Origin of the sequence: Neobacillus sp. WH10, assembly GCF_030123405.1 — a bacterium.
Taxonomy (GTDB): Bacteria; Bacillota; Bacilli; order Bacillales; family Cytobacillaceae; genus Neobacillus.
This window is the reverse complement of the sequence record NZ_CP126110.1, coordinates 4,327,492-4,347,890: the sequence shown is the minus strand read 5'-3', so window position 1 is coordinate 4,347,890 and position 20,399 is coordinate 4,327,492. Positions and strand designations below refer to the sequence as shown.

Sequence of the window (20,399 nt, the reverse complement as noted above, 5' to 3'; positions counted from 1 at the left end):
TATGTGTTGGCACGTTTCTTGCATAATTAGTAGTGAGGGTAATAAAAGGAGGAATTGAAGATGGTCGAAGTCAAAAACCGTGTTGTAAACCTTAAGATGTTTGTTGATAGTGAGTGGATAGATGCTGAAAATCAAGAAACACGCCCAGTGATAAATCCTGCTAATGGAGAAGTTATTTCATATGCCCCTGAAGGAACGGTCGCTGATGCCCGCGCGGCAATTTATGCGGCACGCCGAGCATTTGAAGAAGGTGTTTGGTCAGGTATTTCTGCTCAGGAAAGAGCTTCCTATTTATTAAAAATTGCTGACAAAATTGATGAATACGCTGAAGAGTTAACGGAGCTTGAAACAATGGATAACGGGAAGCCGTTAAGGGAAGCAGGATTTGATGTCGCGGATGCAGCTGCATGCTTCCGCTATTATGCTGGACTGATCACAAAGCCTGATGGTCAGACCTATCATGTTGCCGACCCAATCCAGGCCATGGTGGTTCGCGAGCCGGTTGGGGTTTGCGGTTTGATTGTCCCTTGGAACTATCCACTATTAATGAGTGTTTGGAAAATAGCGCCTGCCTTAGCTGCAGGAAATACGATTGTGTTTAAACCGTCAGAGGTAACACCGGTAACGCCGAAAAAGCTGTTTGAAATTTTTGAAGAAGTAGGCTTGCCAAAAGGAGTCGCCAATATGGTGATGGGAGCAGGTCCGGTGGTTGGAAATGAAATCGCTTCCCATCCTGAAGTCGATATGGTCTCATTTACCGGCGGTACGAAGACAGGAAAGCATATCATGAAAACAGCTGCTGATACGATGAAGAAGGTATCGCTCGAATTAGGCGGCAAATCACCGAATATCATTTTTGCTGATGCGGATTTTGAAACTGCTGTAGACTATGCTTTATTTGGTATCTATGCCGGTTCCGGTCAAGTATGTTCAGCAGGGTCAAGAATTCTTGTTGAAGAAAGTATTTACGATAAATTTGTCGAGCGTTTTGTTGAAAGGGCAAAGAAAATTCAAGTAGGACCTGGTAATGATTCTTCCACAGAAATGGGTCCGCTTGTGAGCGAGCAGCATTTGGAAAAAGTACTTCACTATATTGAACTTGGAAAACAGGAAGGTGCCACGATTGCTTGCGGTGGAAATCGAATCGTTCGTGATGGATTAGATAAAGGTTACTTCGTTGAACCAACCGTTTTTGTTGATGTAAAGCAAGAGATGAGAATCGTACAGGAAGAAATCTTCGGTCCTGTTGTAGTCATTCAAAAGTTCAAAGATGAAGAAGAGGCATTAAAACTTGCGAACGGTACTGTTTATGGGTTAGCTGGTGGCGTTTTTACGAAAGATGGTGCGAAAGGACTGCGGGTCATTAAAAAGCTGCGCGCCGGGATTACTTGGGTGAATTCTTATCATCCTACTTATAATGAAGCACCATGGGGCGGTTATAAACAAAGCGGCATTGGCCGCAGCCTTGGAACATTCGGTCTTGAGGAATTCCAAGAAATTAAACAGATTAACATAAATTTACAGGTTGAACCGGTTGGCTGGTTTTCGAACTAATACATGATTAGGAGGAGCGAAATTATGAGTATCGATTTAAAACAAGAATTAAATAGTAAGCAAAATCATGATGTAAGTGAATATATTAATAAGGTTTTAAGTCTAATAGAAAAAGAGGAAATTAACGAAGCAGAAGCAGCATGGATTACTAAGGAAACAGTCGATGGCTTCCGTGAACACGTAAACCCAGGTTTCCTCGCCTATCGTAAAACGGTAACAAAGGATGGTCAATTCGCGGCAGTAGAATGGTCGGATAATGGAGCCTGTTTTAAGGATGTAAATGGCAAGGAGTATATTGATTGTCTTGGGGGCTTCGGCATCTATAATGTTGGGCATCGCAATCCAAAGGTTGTTAAAGCGGTAACCGATCAATTGAAGCGTCAGGCCCTTCACAGTCAAGATCTTCTTGATCCGCTTCGAGCAATGCTAGCAAAAATCTTAGCTGATATTACCCCGGGTGACTTGAAATATGCCTTTTTTACAAATAGCGGGACAGAAAGTGTTGAGGCAGCACTTAAACTAGCAAAAATGTACAGCGAGCGAACAACATTCATTTCGACTACTCGTGCATTCCATGGAAAAAGCTTAGGTTCATTGTCCGGAACAGCAAAAGGAATGTTCCGTAAGCCCTTCCTGCCATTAATCCCGGGCTTCCGTCATGTGCCATTTGGTGATATTGACATGATGAGAAAAACGTTTGAGGTATGTGCTTCCGTAGGCGAAGATGTGGCGGCCGTTATTTTAGAACCAATTCAAGGTGAAGGCGGTATCATCCTTCCACCGGAAAACTATTTAAAACAAGTCCGCGAGCTTTGTGATCAATATGGCTCCTTGTTGATTTTTGATGAGGTTCAGACAGGAATGGGGCGGACAGGAAAAATGTTCGCTGCCGAATTGTACGACGTGGTTCCGGATATTATCTGTCTTGCTAAAGCGTTTGGCGGTGGAGTGATGCCTGCTGGGGCAATTGTTGCCAGAGAAGATGTTTTTAAGAGCTGGTTCCCTAATCCATTTATGCACACAACCACCTTTGGAGGCAATCCATTAGCTTGTGCGGCTGCGATTGCTACGATTGGCGTTTTGATTGATGAGAAATTACCTGAAAGAGCTGGGGAAGTAGGAGAGTACTTCCTTGAAGAGTTGAAAAAGGCAGCTACAGGACATGAAGATAAGGTACAGGAAATACGTGGCCAAGGCTTAATGATTGGGATCGAATTCCACCAAGATGAAATCGGCTATGAAGTGTCAAAGGGAATGTTTGATCGTGGTGTCCTTGTGGCAGGGACATTGATTAATTCGAAGACGATTCGAATTGAGCCGGCACTGACGATTCGTTACGAAGAGGTCGATCAAGTGGTCAGTACCTTCAAAGAAGTATTAGAGCAGGTTAAAGCATAATTTATTTTGTGGCTCTGAGTGCTGGATGGCAAAAGGCGTTCTAAGTGCCCGTTAAGGTCAAATGGGGCCTCGTTCGGTCACTGTGAAAAGTCAGAGTGCTCGTGCAGGTGAAAAAAATCCCCTCACGGTCACTGTGAAGAGCCCAAAAAAATCAAGAACCGGTCGCTATTAAGGCTTATTAGCGACAGAAAAGCCAAAAAACAGAAAACCAGCCCACTTATAAAGATTTATAATCTATATTAGAATTACTATAGAAAAATATAAAACAGAGTCATTTTAACTAAGGGGGGAGAACGGAATTGGAAAAGAAATATGTCAAGCTCCAAACTGAGATACCCGGGCCAAAATCGAGAGAAATATTGGAGCGAAGAAATAAATATGTCCCAAAAGGAATTAGCAATAATTGCCATTCCTTTGTAAAAAAAGCACACGGAGCATTGGTTGAAGATGTGGACGGTAATCAATATCTTGACTTTGCTGGTGCCATTGGAACGTTAAATGTTGGCCATTCACACCCAAGAGTGGTCAGGGCTCTCCAGGAACAAGCAAGCCAATTTATCCACACAGGCTTTAATGTGATGATGTATGAATCATATATTTCATTGGCCGAGCGGCTTTGTAAGCTTGCCCCCGGTGATTTTGACAAACAGGCTGCTTTTTTTAACAGCGGTGCGGAAGCAGTTGAAAACGCCGTAAAGATTGCCAGAAAATATACGAAACGCCAAGGAATTGTCTCATTTACCCGAGGATTCCACGGCAGAACGTTAATGACAATGACGATGACAAGTAAGGTGAAGCCGTATAAATATGGCTTTGGCCCATTTGCTCCTGAGGTTTACAAGGCGCCATATCCATATGTGTACCGTCGCCCGGATGGAATGAGTGAGCAGCAATATAGCAAAATGATTATTGAGCAATTCGAGCAATTCCTCCTCGCAGAAGTCGCTCCTGAAACCATCGCTGCAGTCGTGATGGAGCCTGTTCAAGGGGAAGGTGGATTTATTGTACCTGATACCGCCTTTGTTAAACGGGTTAGAGAAATTTGCACACGATATGGAATATTATTCGTTGCAGATGAAATTCAAACTGGGTTCGCCCGGACAGGCAAGTATTTTGCGATCGATCACTTTGATGTTATACCTGATTTAATAACGATTTCAAAATCGATGGGGGCTGGAGTTCCTATCAGCGGCGTGATTGGAAGGGCAGAAATTATGAATGCAGCTGAGGTAGGTGAAATCGGCGGAACCTATTCCGGAAGTCCGCTTGGCTGTCGTGCAGCCCTAACGGTTTTAGATATCATAGAAAGCGAAAACCTTAATAACCGGGCCGAAATGATAGGCGATAAAGTGCTCGGAAAAATGCAGCTTCTAGCAGAAAGTTTCGATGGGATTGGCGATGTCCGCGGTCTTGGTGCGATGTGCGCGATGGAAATCGTTACAGATCGTCAATCGAAGACTCCTGATAAAGAAGCTGTTGGAAAAATTGTAAAGGCAGCAGGCGAGCGCGGTCTTATGTTACTTAGTGCCGGGCTGTATAGCAACGTTATACGTATCCTCATGCCATTAACAATCACAGATGACCAGCTTGAAGAGGGATTACAAATACTTGAGGAAGCGATGGAAGCAGTTTATCTAAATAATCCTGCCTTATCGGTTGGGGGGGAATAGGAATGGATGTCATTAAGCAAAATTATCAAATATATCCCATGTATTTGAATGGGGAATGGGTAGGTAACGATTACGAGGTTTTTACCGAGATTATTAATCCAGCGACAAAGGAATTGATTGGCGCGATACCAACGGGCGGTGCCTTTGAAGCAGAGCAGGCAGTAGATGCCGCCCATAAAGCTTTTAAAATCTGGTCAAAAAAAACAGCGGAAGAACGCTATCAACTCCTAATGAAATGGTACTTTTTAATAGAAGAAAACAAGCATGAAATTGCACGAATTATGACGATTGAGCAAGGAAAGCCATTAAAAGAGGCTCTAGGAGAGGTGCAGTACGCAAATGGGTTTATCTCTTGGTATGCTGAAGAGGGTAAACGGGTGTACGGTGAAACGATTCCGGCCTCACATCCTAATAAAAGGATCCTAGTTAGGAAAGAGCCAGTTGGTGTGATTGCAGCGATTACTCCGTGGAATTTTCCGGCAGCAATGATTACCAGAAAAGTAGCACCAGCTCTTGCCGCCGGATGTACCGCTGTGGTAAAACCGGCGAACCAAACTCCGCTGACAGCTTTAAAAATGGCAGAGCTTGCCCATGAAGCAGGAATTCCCGCGGGGGTATTAAACGTAATCACCGGTAGATCCTCCGAAATTGGCGAGGCTTGGCTGAAGGACCCACGCGTGACGAAAATTACCTTTACAGGTTCAACAGAGGTCGGAAAAACGTTGATGCGCGGTGCAGCCGAAAATGTAAAGAAGGTATCGCTTGAACTTGGCGGCAATGCTCCGTTCATTGTAATGGATGATGCAAACTTAGCGAAAGCTGCGGTAGGACTTGTTCAATCGAAGTTCCGCAATGCCGGTCAAACCTGTATTTGCACGAATCGTGTTTATGTTCAAGAAAATGTTGCTGACGAATTCATAAAGCTTTTTCAGACAGAATTAGAGAAGCTTAAGGTTGGAAATGGTCTTGAAGAAGGAACGGATATCGGACCATTAATCGATAAAGCTGCCTATAAGAAGGTGGAAGGATTAGTTCATGATGCGGTTAAAAAGGGTGGAAAGGTCGCGTACAGCGGACTTAAACCTGCTGAACAAAACGGCTATTTCTATGCCCCGACGATTTTGACCGATATTCACGACGAAATGGAATGTATGAAAGATGAGATCTTTGGACCGCTCGCGCCAATCTCAACCTTCAAGACGGAAGAGGAAGTTATTGAACGGGCAAACAATTCCTGCTACGGCTTAGCTGCTTATGTCTATACTGAAAATTTAAGCCGCTCCTTTAGAATCACGGAGCAACTTGAATATGGAATCATCGGCCTGAATGATGCCCTGCCTTCAGCCGTTCAAGTTCCTTTTGGCGGCTATAAGGAGAGCGGCCTTGGCCGTGAGGGAGGACATTACGGTATTGAAGAGTTTTTAGAAGTAAAGTATATATCCATCGGGTTGGATTTAATTTAGTTTTTTTAAAATATAGTTCCTGAAGGAATAACTTTGGAATCCAAACAAAATGTGTAGATGGCGAAATTAATAGTGAACATGGCGGAATCCAGCCCAAAGTTGGCGGATTTTTAATTCGAAAACCCGCGGAATAAATTAAAAATCTAGCGGAATTACAGCGATTGTTGGCGGAATCCATTAAAAAAATGTACACTTTCGAAGTCCCAGAACCAAATTTAAAGTATAACTTAGGTTTCGTTAAAATGGTCCGAAACAAAATTTGCATGAGGAAACTAAATCTAGCATATTTTGAAAAAGTAGCTGCCTAATTCGTTTCATCCTCTATCCAGGGGAGAAATCACGAATAAAAGCCAGTGAAACACTCAGTGCCTTTCTTTGTCATTGATTGTTTTCGCTGGCTTTTTCAACTTACATCTAACCATTTTTTCACAGAATCAAACTAGTAAATTTCTTTGAAGAAAGGAGGAAGCCAAATGACAGGGCCGCTCCATGGAATAAAAGTAATTGATTTATCACGCGTGTTGGCAGGTCCCTATTGCACGATGATTTTAGGGGATATGGGGGCAGAGGTGATTAAAGTTGAAAGTGTCGATTCGGGTGATGAAACACGAGGATGGGGGCCGCCGTTCGTGGAAGGAGAAAGTGCCTATTACTTATGTGCGAACCGAAATAAACAGGGGATTACCTTAAATTTAAAATCACAACAAGGTAAGGAAATTTTACGAAAGCTTATACTTGATGCAGATGTCGTTGTGCAAAATTTTAAGCCGGGAACACTTGAAAGGATGGGTTTAGGATATCAGGAAATGAAAAAGGTCAATGATGGAATTATTTTAGCATCTATCAGCGGCTTCGGCTCTACTGAGGGACCATACTCCCATCTGCCAGGCTATGATTATATAATTCAAGCAATGTCGGGCTTAATGAGCATTACTGGTGAAAAGGAAGGACAGCCAGCGAAGGTCGGTGTCGCAATTACAGATGTACTCACTGGACTATTTACTTGCATCGGCATTTTAGGGGCGATCCAGCATCGTAACAGAACGGGGGAGGGACAGGAGGTCGACATCTCCTTATTTGACTCCCAGCTTGCTGCTTTAGTGAATGTTGCCAGCAATTATCTATGTTCTGGAAAGATTCCTGAACGGCTCGGTAATGCCCATCCAAATATTGTACCTTACCGGGTTTTTACAGCTAAAGATGGTGATTTTATCATCGCGGTGGGAAATGACCGGCAATATCGAAAACTAGTAATTTTACTTGAAGATCAATCACTTCTAAAATATGAAAAAAACTCTGAAAGGCTGAAATATAAGGATGAACTTGAAAAAATCATTGCAGCTAAAATAAAGACAAAATCAAGGACGGAGTGGAAACATTTACTTGATGAAGCTGGGATTCCTAATGGCCCTATTAACAATGTGAAAGAGGCTTTAGACTCGGAACAGGCTAGGGCGAGAGAAATGGTTATAAATGTAAAACATCCTGTCATTACTGATTTAAAGTTAGTCGGTTCACCATTAAAATTTTCAAACTCACCGGTAAAAATTGAAAAGCACCCGCCAATGCATGGGGAACACACTGAGGAAGTACTGATGAAGCTGGGATATTCGAAGCAGGAAATTGCGCAATTGAAACAACAAAAAATTATTTGAGGAGGAAGTAAATATGAATTTTTCATTAACAGAAGAGCAAAAGAGTGTGAGAAAGGTAGTTAGAGCATTCGTAGACCGTGAAATTATTCCCTATATCAAGGAATGGGACGAGAAAGTCCATTTTGAAATAAATATTCTGAAACGTTTAGCTGACCTTCAGCTCATGGGGGTATGCATCCCCGAAGAGTATGGCGGCGTAGGCATGGATTACAACACACTTGCGATTGTCTGTGAGGAGCTCGAACGTGGGGATACCGCTTTCCGCACAGCTGTTTCAGTTCACACTGGTTTAAACAGTATGACACTCTTACAGTGGGGGACAGAGGAGCAAAAACAAAGATATCTTGCTCCACAAGCAAAAGGTGAAAAGGTTGGCGCCTTTGGACTCACAGAACCGAATGCCGGCTCGGATGTGGCGGCCATGGAGACAACTGCTGTAAAGGATGGGGATCATTATATTTTAAATGGATCAAAAACCTGGATTTCTCTATGTGATGTGGCTGACCATTTTTTAATTTTTGCAAAAACAGACCCGAAAGCAGGGCACCATGGTATTTCCTGCTTCATTGTGGAACGAACACTTGAAGGATTCTCCTCAAAGGCGATTAAAGGGAAGCTTGGCATCCGTGCTGGAAATACAGGAGAGGTATTTTTAGACAATGTCAGGGTGCCTTCAGAGAACCTACTAGGGTACGAAGGAGAGGGATTTAAAATTGCGATGTCAGCACTAGACAATGGCCGTTTTACCGTAGCAGCTGGCGCCTGCGGGACTATCATGGCCTCACTTGAAGCAAGTGTCAAATACTGTGAGGAACGAAAAACATTTGGCAAAGAAATCGGCAGACACCAGCTCGTACAGCAAATGATCGCAAAAATGTCGGCAAACCTTGAGATTTCCCGTTTGCTCGTTTTTAAAGCCGGCTGGTTAAAAAATAATGGCAAACGCAACACACAAGAAACGTCCCTGGCAAAATGGATTTCCTGTGATGCCGCCTTTGAGGCAGCCAACGATGCCGTCCAAATTCATGGTGCCTATGGCTTCTCGAATGAATTCCCGGTTGAACGTTATTTACGAAATGCCAAGGCTCCTGTCATTTATGAGGGCACAAGAGAAATTCATACGATTATGCAGGGGGAATATGCCCTTGGATATCGCGAGGACAAACCATTGCGAAAAATGCTCCCAGCTTGGCCGTTTGAAGAAATTTCTATCAAATGCTAATAAAAATTGTAATTATTTCACCTAAATCTGTGCGGTATGAACAAATTTTAAATATATAAACAAATTCTTGAGTGATATGAACAAATTTTTAAATATATCAACAAATTCTAGATTGATATGAACAAATTCTAGGACTTTATAAACAATTTTTTAAATATATGAACAAATACTGAAGAGATATGAACAAATTTAAAAAAATATGAACAAATTTAAAGTGAATATGTACAAATTCATAAATTAGGAGAGTATTACATGATAGGATTAAAAACCTATTTCCTCGCAGGTCATTCCCGACTGCCGCAGGGGATGGCGGCCCAAAGTGTGTTTGATTCTTTGACTATTACGGTTGAGGTGGATAAAAAATACGGCGTCATAATTGAATCCTCCTGTACGCTGGCAACGGATCATGGAAAAGCATATGTTCAGCAAATATTAAAAGGGCACAGCCTGCAGGACGGAATTGACGATATTTTAGACGCCTTAAGAGAAGGATACCGCGGAAAAGCAGTAAATGCCCTAATTGCCGCTGTTAAGGATTTATATGGGCAATATGTGAATCACGAGCATTAAAAAAACAAGCCGTTGCTGGGCATCTCAGCGTACGGCTCTTTTTTGTAACTTAAATCTGGTCCAGTTAATTTCATAGATATAGTCGTAATGCCTATATATTTTGTCCTAATTAATTTCGGTCCCTCTTTTTAAACATAAATACTTCAAATAATTAGTACCACTGTGTTACGATAACGTATAAAAGCAGACTGGAAAGAGGGGAAGAATGTTGATTAAGACAATTTTATTTGACGTAGATGGAGTACTTTTAAGCGAAGAACATTATTTTGATGCATCCGCCTTAACGGTTTGGGAGATGCTGATAAGCTGTAGCTACTTAGCGCTGGCACCTGAAAAATTTAAAACGGATTATAATGAAACGGAGATTAAGAAGATAAGAGAGCGTGTTTTTGAGAACGATAAAGTCCTCAAATTTATGAAATCACGAGGCTTGAACGCCAACTGGGACATGATCTATCTATCATTCAGCCACCAACTAATCCACCTGCTGTCGCAAATCAAAGATACTGAAATTGAAAAAATCACCCAATGGTTACAGGCACCATTTAATCGCGAAACATTGCTTGAGATTGGCAGGGTGTTAAATAATTATCAGGTGGAAACGGATTTTAATTTGTTTTTAGAGGATTTTGCCCGGTCAGAGGCAACGAAGCAGGAATTGCTTAGTTACTTGAATGAACTTGCTAAGGAGAAGCTTGGGGTAGAAACAACCATTTTCAATAAAGGCGATCTTTGGTCCATCTGTGAGCATGTTTCACAGGAATGGTATGTTGGCGATGAACATGTTCTTGCTTCTACCGGGAGACCATCCGTTCAAACTGGTAAAAAGGGATTCCTGGCAAACGAAACAACTTTAGCTCCTAGGGATGAAATTGCTGCCCTGTTTCAATTTCTAACCAGATCAGGATACACTATTGGAATTGGAACAGGCAGGCCGGCACTTGAAACGATTCAGCCTTTTCAACATTTAGGGTGGTTAAATAATTTTGATGACAAGCGAATAGTGACGGCTGATGAAGTGTTAGCAGCAGAAGGGGAGCTTCCGGAATGGAAATCCTTATCAAAGCCCCATCCGTATACATACGTAATGTGTCTTAATGGTAAGGGGACATCTGTACGGGAATGTTTAGATACGGTGCTGCCGATTGAAAATGGTGAAGAGGTTCTTGTTGTCGGAGATTCTCTTGCAGACCTTCTAGCTGCGAGACAAATAGGTTGTCAGTTTGCCGCTGTATTAACAGGTCTCTCCGGAAAAGATGCACGAAGTGAATTTGAACAGCATAAGGCGGAGTATATTTTGGATTCAGTTTTAAATCTTAAGAGTATTTTCTAGTAAAGCGGTTATTGGAGCCCGTACCGATGGAAAAAGCAAGAGAAAGGTATCTAATAGCGGTTATTGGCGCCCGAACGGATGAAAATAGCGAGAGAAAGGGATCCAATAGCGGTCAAATCCGAAAATAATGAAAAGACCTTCTTAAAACGAGAAAATGACGTGTGCCGATTCACACGTCATTTCTACTTTCATTTTATTGATTACCATCTAGATTTACAGAATCTCAAGCAAACTCGCCTTCCCGCTTTAAACGCAAAGCTAAATACTTTCCACCTTCTCCAGCTTCGTATGCCCCGGCTCAAGTGAATCAACATTCGTCAACTCTAGTAATTGTGCTTCATCTAATCCGTTAATTAAGGTTAGTTCACGAATGACCTCCGTGCCTAAGGCTTTATCAAGTGTTAACACCATGATGGCTTCCCCGCCGACCTCTGTTCGACCGACCTGCATGGTACCAATATTGAGCCCATAGTTCCCTAAAAGTGAGCCGACCTTGCCAATCATACCCGGTACGTCTCGGTGTTTAATATATAAGAGGTATTTTTCTGGTTTCACATCGATTCGGTATTGGTTAATTTTTAAAATCCTTGCACCGTAACCGTTTAAGACTGTTGCACCAATCCGCGCTGTTTCAAGACCATTGGAAACACACAGCTCCATATAATTAGCAAAACCTTTATTTGTAGCATTTTTTATTACATTATAGGAAACACCCTGCTCCTTTAAAAGGTGAAGCGCATTAATGAGATTGACAGAATCACTTAAATGATAGGATAGAATGCCTTTTAAGAGAGTGCGAGTCAGTAATTCGGTATCTTCTTCAATTAAGTCGCCATAGTAATTGATCTCGATTTTTGCAGGCGCCTGCTTGTTTAATAATTGAATCACAAGCTGTCCCATTTGATCTCCAAGAAGTAAATATGGCTGAAGCTTTGCCTGAGTTTCCCCAGACATTTGCGGCATATTGACAGCATTCTGAATCGACTGCTTCTCAAATATCTCAATAATTTCCGCACTCACTTCTTGGGCTACCTTTTCCTGCGCTTCTACAGTGGAAGCTCCTAGATGCGGTGTTACGATGATATTTGGATTCTGCAGCAATTCTACATCTCCAACCGGTTCTTTTTCAAACACATCAAGGGCAGCTCCTGCAACATGCCCTGCCTGAATTGCTCTAACTAAAGCTTTCTCGTCGATCACCCCGCCGCGGGCGCAGTTAACAAAGCGGACACCTTTTTTTGTTTTACTTAAGTAGTCGTCATTTATCAGTCCGCGTGTATCATTTGTCAGAGGAGTATGAACCGTAATAAAATCGGATTCCTTGGCAATCAAATCAAGGCTTGCCTTTGTCATCCCCAGTTTCTTTGCCCGCTCTTCTGTTAGATAGGGATCAAATCCCAAGATGTTCATGCCAAAGCTTTTAGCCCGCTTTGCTACTTCTGTTCCAATCTTACCCATACCAATAACACCAAGCGTTTTTTTGTATAATTCCACCCCTTTAAAGGAGTTGCGGTCCCATTCCCCTGCAGAAGTTTTTTGATGGGCCTGTGGTATTTTTCTCGCTAATGACAGCATCATCGCTAATGTATGCTCTGTAGCGGCAATCGTATTAGCGCCCGGCGCGTTAATTACGATAATTCCTTTACGTGTCGCTGCATTGACATCAATATTGTCAACTCCTACACCTGCCCGGGCAATGACCCGAAGCCGATCTGCAGCTAAGAGTAGTTCTTCGGTTACCTTTGTTTGACTTCTCACAATAAGTGCATCGTATTCACCAATAATTTTTATTAAATCTCCAGTTGGCAGTGTAGGCTGCCGCTCAACAACAAAATGGGGATGCTCAATAAGACTCACTAAACCTGTGCTGCTAATTCCATCAGTTACAAGTACTTTATACATGCTCCATCTAACCTCCTAAGTTCTTTTTAAAAGCGATACAATACAGTTCTTCTTTCTTAAATTCCATTGCTTCCTAAATACTTTTTTGACATCAACTGTGGTGAAATACTGAGTGTATCTGTTTCGAAAAAAGCTCCTTTCTTCTAAAAATAGAAAACGCCCCTCATAACAGACAGTACTGCCTTGTTATGAGGGACGTGTATGAACGTGGTGCCACCCTCTTTTGCTGCTGAAAAATAAAAGCAGCCTCCATAAGTTAACGGTTTTCACCGGGCATACCTACTAAATGATTCAGCTGCCAGTTCAGAAGGGCTGGGCAATTAGAAATCAGAATCTTTTCTTTAAGAAATTGCACCGGTTCGCAGCAACCACCGGCTCTCTGGGGCTTTTTCTTAATGCCGTCTTCATCATCACTTTTTTTATTTGTATAATAAATCTGATTTGAATGAAATTTCAAAAACTAACCGAATATACGGACTATTCTACAACCATTCCTTCAAGATTGTAAAGGGATAAAGAGGAAAAAGTTTTTCTTTTTAATCAGAAAAATTTTAACCAAAATTTATAATCCTATTACGATGCGGTAGTAAGCGGTTTCACCGTAAAGCAGTAAAACAAATCTATTGTAAAAAAATTAAGAGAGTCATATAATGTCTACAACAGAAAAACAATTGTATTCCTTGAGTGGACATTTGTAGGAGGAGAATTCATGAAAGCAATCTCGATTGGGTTATTAGGTTTAGGCACTGTAGGTTCAGGTGTTGTTAAAATTATTGAAAATCATCAAGATAAATTAATTCACCAAGTAGGGTGTCCAGTTGTCGTTAAAAAGATCCTTGTTCAGGACTTACATAAGAGCAGGCCGGTTGACGTGGACACAAAGACTTTAACATCCAACCCTGATGAAATCCTATTTGACAATGAAATCGATGTAGTCATTGAGGTAATGGGTGGGGTGCAGGATACAAAGGACTATTTGATTACGGCGCTCCGCCAAGGAAAGCATGTTGTAACCGCAAATAAAGATTTGATGGCCCTGCATGGTTCAGAGCTGCTAACGGTTGCCTCAGAACATGGCTGCGACCTTTTTTACGAAGCAAGTGTGGCTGGCGGTATTCCTATTTTAAGAGGCCTTGTTGATGGACTTGCGTCAGACCGGATTACACAAATGATGGGAATTGTTAATGGGACAACCAATTATATTTTAACTAAAATGAGTGATGAAGGACGTTCATATGAAGAAGTCCTCAAAGAAGCCCAGGAGCTTGGCTTTGCAGAAGCGGATCCAACCGCTGATGTTGAAGGACTTGATGCTGCCAGAAAAATGACGATTCTTGCTACATTAGGCTTTTCGATGCATATTGACTTAGACGATGTAAAAGTAAGTGGTATATCCAGTATTACCGAAGAAGACTTACGCTATGGAAAACAATTAGGTTATACGATGAAATTAATCGGCTATGCCCATCGTGAGGGGGAAAAAGTCGAGGTAAGTGTCGCTCCTACCTTCCTATCCAATAATCATCCGCTTGCCTCTGTGCAAAATGAATATAACGCGGTTTACGTTTATGGTGAGGCAGTTGGAGAAACAATGTTTTATGGGCCTGGTGCAGGAAGCCTGCCGACAGCAACTGCAGTGGTTTCAGACCTAGTGGGTGTAATAAAAAATTTACGGCTTGGGGTAAATGGCCGAAGTGCTGTCACACCGCAATATCCTAAGCTGTTAAAGGATAATGAAGAAAAGTTTTCAAAATACTTCTTGCGCATTCATGTCCAAGATGAGGTTGGTGTTTTCGCGGATATTACCGCTATTTTTGCAAAATATGGGGTAAGCTTTGAAAAAATACTGCAGCTTCCTATCAAGAAAAATGAGACATCGGAAATTGTTTTAGTCACTCACAAGGCTTCGTTAACCAATTACGATAAAATTTTACTAGAATTATATGATTTATATGCAGTAAAGGAAATTAAAAGTGCATATAGAGTGGTGAGGAAATCGTTATGAGATGGCCGGGATTATTAGAAGCATATAAAGAATTTTTACCAATAAATCCAGGAACACCTAAACTTACATTAAATGAGGGGAATACTCCGTTAATAAAGCTCGAACGGTTATCAAAAGAGTGGGATATAGAGCTTTATGTCAAAATGGAAGGAGCAAATCCAACCGGATCTTTCAAAGATCGCGGGATGGTCATGGCGGTAGCCAAGGCGTTGGAGGAAGGCAGTAAAACAGTCATCTGTGCCTCAACGGGGAATACTTCCGCAGCAGCAGCAGCCTATGCGGCACGGGCAGGTTTAAAATGTATCATCGTCATCCCGGAAGGAAAAATTGCCATGGGGAAACTTGCCCAGGCGATGATGTACGGTGCAGAAATTATCTCGATCGAGGGGAATTTTGACCAAGCACTACAGATGGTTCGCCATATCAGTGAAGAAGAGCCAATTACACTCGTCAATTCAGTCAATCCATTCCGCCTTGAGGGACAAAAAACAGCGGCCTTTGAGGTTTGCGACCAGCTCGGCGATGCACCCGAGATTTTAGCGATTCCGGTTGGGAATGCCGGAAATATCAGCGCTTATTGGAAAGGTTTTAAGGAATTTGCCGATAAAAAGGGTACTAGTTTGCCACGGATGTATGGCTTTGAAGCGGCTGGTGCGGCAGCACTTGTTCATAACCGGGTCTTTGAAAATCCGGAAACGATCGCAACAGCGATTAGAATCGGAAACCCTGCGAGTTGGGATTTAGCTGTTTCAGCAGTTCAGGAATCAAATGGGTTGCTCGATGAAGTCATGGATGAAGAAATTGTTACGGCTTATAAAAAATTAGCCTCAGCTGAAGGGGTATTCGCTGAGCCAGCTTCCTGTGCATCGCTTGCCGGAGTTTTTAAAAGTATCCAAAAAGGTAAAATTGAAAAAGGAACGAAAATTGTGGCTGTTCTGACAGGTAATGGCTTGAAGGATCCAGATACAGCAATCCAAAGCAGTTTAGTGAAGCCAGTCCAACTGCCAAATGATGAACGTGCTGTAACGGAACATATTCGGGGAGTTGTCTGCGGATGACTCTAATTGACCGCTTAATGATTAAAGTACCTGCGAGTACTGCTAATCTTGGGCCAGGATTTGATTCGATTGGTCTTGCCCTAAATTTGTATTTGACATTAGAGATCGAGAAAAGTGATCAGTGGGAATGCTATTCTTGGTACGAGGAATTGAAGGATCTTCCAACAGATGATAGTCATTTTATTTGTCAAGTTGCCATTAAGACCGCGGCAGACTATGGAATTGATTTACCTCCATGTAAAATTAAAATAGATAGTGATATTCCATTGGCACGTGGGCTTGGCTCAAGTGCGGCAGCAATTGTTGCCGGGATTGAGCTTGCGGATGCTATTGGAGGCATGGGCTTGACAAAGGAGGAAAAGCTTCTGCTTGCGACAAAGTGGGAAGGACATCCTGATAATGTTGGTGCTTCCCTTTATGGGGGACTTGTGGTCGGGTGTTACGATCAACATGAGGTGGATATGCTGTCATTCACAAATGTTCCTTTAGAAATGGTTGTTGTGATCCCGAATGAAATCTTATTAACGAAGGAATCACGTGATGTTTTACCGGTTTCCTATTCTCGGCAAGATGCCATCAAGGCTTCATCAACAGCTAACCTCCTGATTGCGGCACTTTTAAGTCAAAATTGGACACTTGCAGGAAAAATGATGGAACAGGACCGCTTTCATCAGCCATATCGAAAAGCCCTTATCCATTCTTATGATGAGATTGAAAAATTGGCTAAAATGAATGGGGCATTCGGAGTGGCATTAAGTGGAGCGGGACCAACTGTAATTTGTTTTAGTGAAAAAGGAAAAGGGCAGAAGCTAAAGCAAGCCTTGGAAAAAGAATTTCCTGAAATGACCGTGAACCGGCTTTTTATTGATGATCATGGAAGTTGTGTGAATAAACTAGAGAAATTTGTGAAATAATCAGGGCAGCCTTGGCTGCCCTATTTTTTTAATAGAAAGACCTCGAAATCCTCCTTGCTTAATGGTTTATTAAACAAAAGAAAATTTATCCAAGTCATTGCCAATAAATATGAGGTATATGTTTGTTTTCTCCTAACTCGTACACAGACCGCTCATGGTATGGTAAAATAGTGTAAATATTGCAAAAATAGAGAGGGGGGATTATGAATTGAAGCTGCCCATTATTCAAACCAAACTGCGGATTCCAACTGTAAAGGATGACTTTATCAGAAGGGCAAAGCTCACGAGGAAAATGAAGATGATTCCTGAATATTCTTTGACCATTATTCATTCTGGAGCCGGTTTTGGCAAGAGTACGGCGCTTGCTTTGTTTATGAGGGACGAGAAGCTTCCGGGCTGCTGGTACTCGATCTCTCCGATGGATGATGACATCCTTCCCTTCCTTTCCTATATTGTACATGCCATACGACGAATTGTTCCTGCTTTCGGATGTGAGCTTTCCACATATATAGACACAATGGACCGCTACATTCGGGATGAGGACCTGAGTGTCTTATCTTCCCTATTTATCAATGAAATCGTTGAGATCAATGCTGAAATTACATTGATTTTGGATGATTTTCATCAAATTGAACATTCCTATACAATAAATAGCTGGATGGAAAAACTGTTAGAACATATCCCCCCCAATTTACATATGGTCATTTCAAGCAGAAGCCGCCCTGGATGGAAGCACCTTACGAAAATGAAAGCCTGCGGGCAATTATTAGAGATTCAAAGGGAAGACTTAGTCCTTACCATTGAAGAAGTGGAGCTGCTATTAACCGACCTGTATGGCTTAGAAATAGAGCCTCATCATTTACAGACGATTTACCAGATGACAGAGGGCTGGGTCATCGCCTTATGCATGATTGCCCAGCAGATTCCATTAAAAAAGGACATTTCCAAGCTTTTTGAGCATTCTTCACACTCACTGCACGACTTTTTTCAATATTTAGTGATGGAAGTCTTTTCGAAGCAGCCCCCCATTATTCAGCAGTTCCTCGAGCAAACTTCAATATTTGAAGAAATTGAGGAAGAAATTTGTGATGAAGTCATCGGGATACACGGAGCCGCGTCCATGCTTGAGCAATTGAAAGACCGAAATTTATTTATCCAGAAGGTTGGTTTAAGCCATTATCGTTATCACGCTTTATTTAAAGAGTTTCTGGAAAATATGTTTCAAAAAAATAATCCTGGTAACCATAAAGTACTGCACGAAAGATGTGCCCGTTTTTATGAAAAAAGACAGTTATGGGAGGAAGCGCTCTATCATTATAAAAAAATTCAACACCACCAAGCGATTGCCTCCATTTTACAAGAGAACGGCTTAAGGATGCTTGAAAGTGGAAAATTGGAAAGCCTCTATGATCAATTAACCATTCTTCCTGAAGTGGAGATGGAATCGTACTACCTTCTTTGGTATCTAAAAGCAGAAATTCATCGTTACCGTTCCCATTACCAAGACGCTGAGGATTGCTATGAAAAGTCCTTTATTGGTGCGGAAAAAAAGCAAGATTATCTTGGAATGAGTATGGCACTTGAAGGGAAAGCGAAGATTTATTTAGATACGATTCAGCCGTACCATGCCGAACAGCTTTTATATGAGGCCATTGCCTATCGTGAAAAAGGCAAGGGTTCGATTGAAGAAAAGGGGAAACTTTATCAATTGCTGTCTGAGAATTTGTTAAACTCGGGGAAAGCTTCAGAGGCCGAGAAATGGATCCAAAAATCAAAGGCAGTTAATTTTGATGGAAATTTAGAAGCAAGATTGTATTTAAGAACCGGCCGATTTGAGGAAGCAAAAAAAGTTCTTTACAAAGAAAAGTTGAATGATACAATCGTTACCTCATTGCCGCAAGCCCATCGTGAAACGGATTTATTACTTTCCTTAATCGAAGCCTTTACTGGTGAGGGAATAAAGGCGAAGGAGCTTGCCCAGGAAGGAATTCAACAAGGAATATGCTTTAAAGCTCCCTTCGTTGAGGCATGCGGCTGGATCCGTATGGGCCATGCCGTACAAATTTTAAATAAATATGAATCCCATTTATCCGAAAACTGCTACCAAACAGCGTTAGAAATTATGAACCAGCTGGGTGTGGATAGAGGGAAGGCCGAGCCCTTAATGGGTCTTTGTATTTTATACGGAACAAGAGGAGAACTGGAAAGGGCGTTGGAGGCAGGAAAGAAGGCACTCCAGGAAACAGAGAAGGTTCATGATGTTTGGCTTTCTGCCTTAATCACACTCTGCATGGGGATTACCTGCATTTATAATGAACGGTTGCCGAAGGCACTTCATTACTTGGAAAAAGCAGATTCTCTCTTCCAGCATTGTGAGGATTCCTTTGGGCAAATGCTCAGCAAGTTTTGGTTATCGAATCTTTATTATTTAGAGAAAAAACAAGATTTATATAAGCAAACAATGGATGAATGTTTAACTCTCGTGCAATTTCATGAGTATGAATTCTATTTTCATAACAGATCAGTATTTAGTCCAAGGGATTTACAAGTGTTTGTCCCATTGCTAATTGAGTGTATGAAAGAGGAAATTCAAACGCCATTTGTCAGAAAAACCTTACAGGACCTAGGGGTTACCACCGTTGATTCTCATCCAGGGTATTCGATTCGTGTTCAGGCTCTTGGCCAATTCCGGCTTTGGCTTGGTGAGAAAGAGGTAGGAGAAAAGGAATGGCAAAGAGAAAAGGCAAAGGAATTGTTTCAGTTATTCATTACGATGAATGAGCCGATAGCCAAAGATGAAGTGATGCAAATTCTTTGGCCCTATCAAGACAAAAAGAGTGCGGACCGTGATTTCAAGGTAGCCTTAAATAGTCTTCAGCATGTATTAGAACCAACGCGAAAAGCAAGAGCGGCACCATTTTTCATTATTCGAGACGGGATGTTTTATGGGTTAAATCCAAATGCTGTGATTGAAGTGGATACGGCTCATTTTCAGGCGCTGATACAAGAGGGCTTAAATGAAACCGAGGACGAAAAGGTCTGTTATTTTCTTGAGAGAGGATTGAACCTTTATCAAGGCGACTATCTGCCTGACCGTCGTTACGATGATTGGTGTATAAGCAAAAGAGAGAGCCTGCTCGTTTATTTTTTACGAGGAGCAGAAAAAATGGCTCAACTAATGGTTCGCCGTGAAAACTACGAAGCGGCAATTAATTGGTGTGAAAAAATTCTCGAACGCGATCGTACATGGGAAGAAGCCTATCGCTTATTAATGTATTGTTATTATCGAAAAAACAACCGCCCCCAAGCGATGAAGTGGTATCAAAAATGCACGGAAGTATTGGAGGAAGAATTGGGTGTAACTCCATTAGAACCGACAAGGAATATGTACAACATGATCATTTAATCAGAAAACTTCATTAATCCAATTGAGCAGCCTTAAAAATAGGGCTGTTTTTTATTGTCCAGTTACGGATCCATCGGTTCTATGGTTTTATAGCTAAGCCGTCATGAAAGTTAAAAAGCGACCTTCATGACGGATCGTCTAATGCTTGTCGGTGATTACGGGCGCCCCCCCGCTATTCTTAAACTATAGGAAAGTATAACTTTCCAATCATGCATAAGTGCAACTACGCTTCTGTCTTCGCCTAACGGC

At 41.8% G+C, this 20,399-nt stretch carries 13 protein-coding genes; 12 read left to right on the top strand and 1 reads right to left on the bottom strand.

Annotation, left to right across the window (positions count from 1 at the left end; genetic code table 11):
• Window positions 1-60: 60 nt before the first annotated feature.
• The 8 genes from QNH20_RS21295 (at window position 61) to QNH20_RS21260 (ending at window position 10,865) form a co-directional block, all read left to right on the top strand.
• Entirely contained in the window at window positions 61-1,554 is a 1,494-nt protein-coding gene (locus QNH20_RS21295; protein ID WP_283919935.1) for an aldehyde dehydrogenase family protein, read from the top strand.
• Window positions 1,555-1,578: 24 nt separating this feature from the next.
• Window positions 1,579-2,952 (top strand): putrescine aminotransferase, encoded by a 1,374-nt coding sequence (locus QNH20_RS21290; RefSeq protein WP_283919934.1) that lies wholly within the window; start codon window positions 1,579-1,581, stop codon window positions 2,950-2,952.
• Window positions 2,953-3,251: 299 nt separating this feature from the next.
• Window positions 3,252-4,622, top strand: coding sequence for a 4-aminobutyrate--2-oxoglutarate transaminase (gene gabT / locus QNH20_RS21285; protein WP_283919933.1), 1,371 nt, complete (start codon window positions 3,252-3,254; stop codon window positions 4,620-4,622).
• A gap of 38 nt (window positions 4,623-4,660) precedes the next feature.
• A complete protein-coding gene (locus QNH20_RS21280) occupies window positions 4,661-6,085 on the top strand; it encodes an NAD-dependent succinate-semialdehyde dehydrogenase (RefSeq protein WP_283923467.1) in 1,425 nt (474 codons plus the stop codon).
• Window positions 6,086-6,558: 473 nt separating this feature from the next.
• Window positions 6,559-7,740, top strand: coding sequence for a CaiB/BaiF CoA transferase family protein (locus tag QNH20_RS21275; RefSeq protein ID WP_283919932.1), 1,182 nt, complete (start codon window positions 6,559-6,561; stop codon window positions 7,738-7,740).
• Window positions 7,741-7,753: 13 nt separating this feature from the next.
• Entirely contained in the window at window positions 7,754-8,962 is a 1,209-nt protein-coding gene (locus QNH20_RS21270) for an acyl-CoA dehydrogenase family protein (protein WP_283919931.1), read from the top strand.
• Between the two features lie 252 nt (window positions 8,963-9,214).
• Entirely contained in the window at window positions 9,215-9,532 is a 318-nt protein-coding gene (locus QNH20_RS21265; protein ID WP_283919930.1) for a DUF3870 domain-containing protein, read from the top strand.
• A gap of 208 nt (window positions 9,533-9,740) precedes the next feature.
• Window positions 9,741-10,865 carry an HAD family hydrolase gene (locus QNH20_RS21260; RefSeq protein WP_283923466.1) on the top strand — a complete coding sequence of 375 codons (1,125 nt, stop codon included), beginning with the start codon at window positions 9,741-9,743 and terminating at the stop codon, window positions 10,863-10,865.
• Between the two features lie 258 nt (window positions 10,866-11,123).
• Here the strand turns inward: QNH20_RS21260 and serA are convergent, their stop codons facing one another.
• A complete protein-coding gene (gene serA, locus QNH20_RS21255; protein ID WP_283919929.1) occupies window positions 11,124-12,767 on the bottom strand; it encodes a phosphoglycerate dehydrogenase in 1,644 nt (547 codons plus the stop codon).
• Window positions 12,768-13,476: 709 nt separating this feature from the next.
• Between serA and QNH20_RS21250 the strand changes: the two genes are divergently transcribed.
• The 4 genes from QNH20_RS21250 (at window position 13,477) to QNH20_RS21235 (ending at window position 20,150) form a co-directional block, all read left to right on the top strand.
• Entirely contained in the window at window positions 13,477-14,772 is a 1,296-nt protein-coding gene (locus tag QNH20_RS21250) for a homoserine dehydrogenase (protein WP_283919928.1), read from the top strand.
• Window positions 14,769-15,830, top strand: coding sequence for a threonine synthase (gene thrC / locus QNH20_RS21245; RefSeq protein ID WP_283919927.1), 1,062 nt, complete (start codon window positions 14,769-14,771; stop codon window positions 15,828-15,830). Before QNH20_RS21250 ends, thrC begins: the two co-directional genes overlap by 4 nt.
• Entirely contained in the window at window positions 15,827-16,744 is a 918-nt protein-coding gene (gene thrB / locus QNH20_RS21240; RefSeq protein ID WP_283919926.1) for a homoserine kinase, read from the top strand. Before thrC ends, thrB begins: the two co-directional genes overlap by 4 nt.
• 208 nt (window positions 16,745-16,952) lie before the next feature.
• Window positions 16,953-20,150, top strand: coding sequence for a winged helix-turn-helix domain-containing protein (locus QNH20_RS21235; protein WP_283919925.1), 3,198 nt, complete (start codon window positions 16,953-16,955; stop codon window positions 20,148-20,150).
• Window positions 20,151-20,399 lie beyond the last annotated feature (249 nt).

What these genes read in the sequence shown, in the direction of transcription:
- QNH20_RS21295 (WP_283919935.1), top strand. Translation starts at nt 61, where the DNA reads ATGGTCGAAGTCAAAAACCGTGTTGTAAACCTTAAGATGTTTGTTGAT.
- QNH20_RS21290 (WP_283919934.1), top strand. Translation starts at nt 1,579, where the DNA reads ATGAGTATCGATTTAAAACAAGAATTAAATAGTAAGCAAAATCATGAT.
- QNH20_RS21280 (WP_283923467.1), top strand. Translation starts at nt 4,661, where the DNA reads ATGTATTTGAATGGGGAATGGGTAGGTAACGATTACGAGGTTTTTACC.
- QNH20_RS21275 (WP_283919932.1), top strand. Translation starts at nt 6,559, where the DNA reads ATGACAGGGCCGCTCCATGGAATAAAAGTAATTGATTTATCACGCGTG.
- QNH20_RS21270 (WP_283919931.1), top strand. Translation starts at nt 7,754, where the DNA reads ATGAATTTTTCATTAACAGAAGAGCAAAAGAGTGTGAGAAAGGTAGTT.
- QNH20_RS21265 (WP_283919930.1), top strand. Translation starts at nt 9,215, where the DNA reads ATGATAGGATTAAAAACCTATTTCCTCGCAGGTCATTCCCGACTGCCG.
- serA (WP_283919929.1), bottom strand. Translation starts at nt 12,767, where the DNA reads ATGTATAAAGTACTTGTAACTGATGGAATTAGCAGCACAGGTTTAGTG.
- QNH20_RS21250 (WP_283919928.1), top strand. Translation starts at nt 13,477, where the DNA reads ATGAAAGCAATCTCGATTGGGTTATTAGGTTTAGGCACTGTAGGTTCA.
- thrC (WP_283919927.1), top strand. Translation starts at nt 14,769, where the DNA reads ATGAGATGGCCGGGATTATTAGAAGCATATAAAGAATTTTTACCAATA.
- thrB (WP_283919926.1), top strand. Translation starts at nt 15,827, where the DNA reads ATGACTCTAATTGACCGCTTAATGATTAAAGTACCTGCGAGTACTGCT.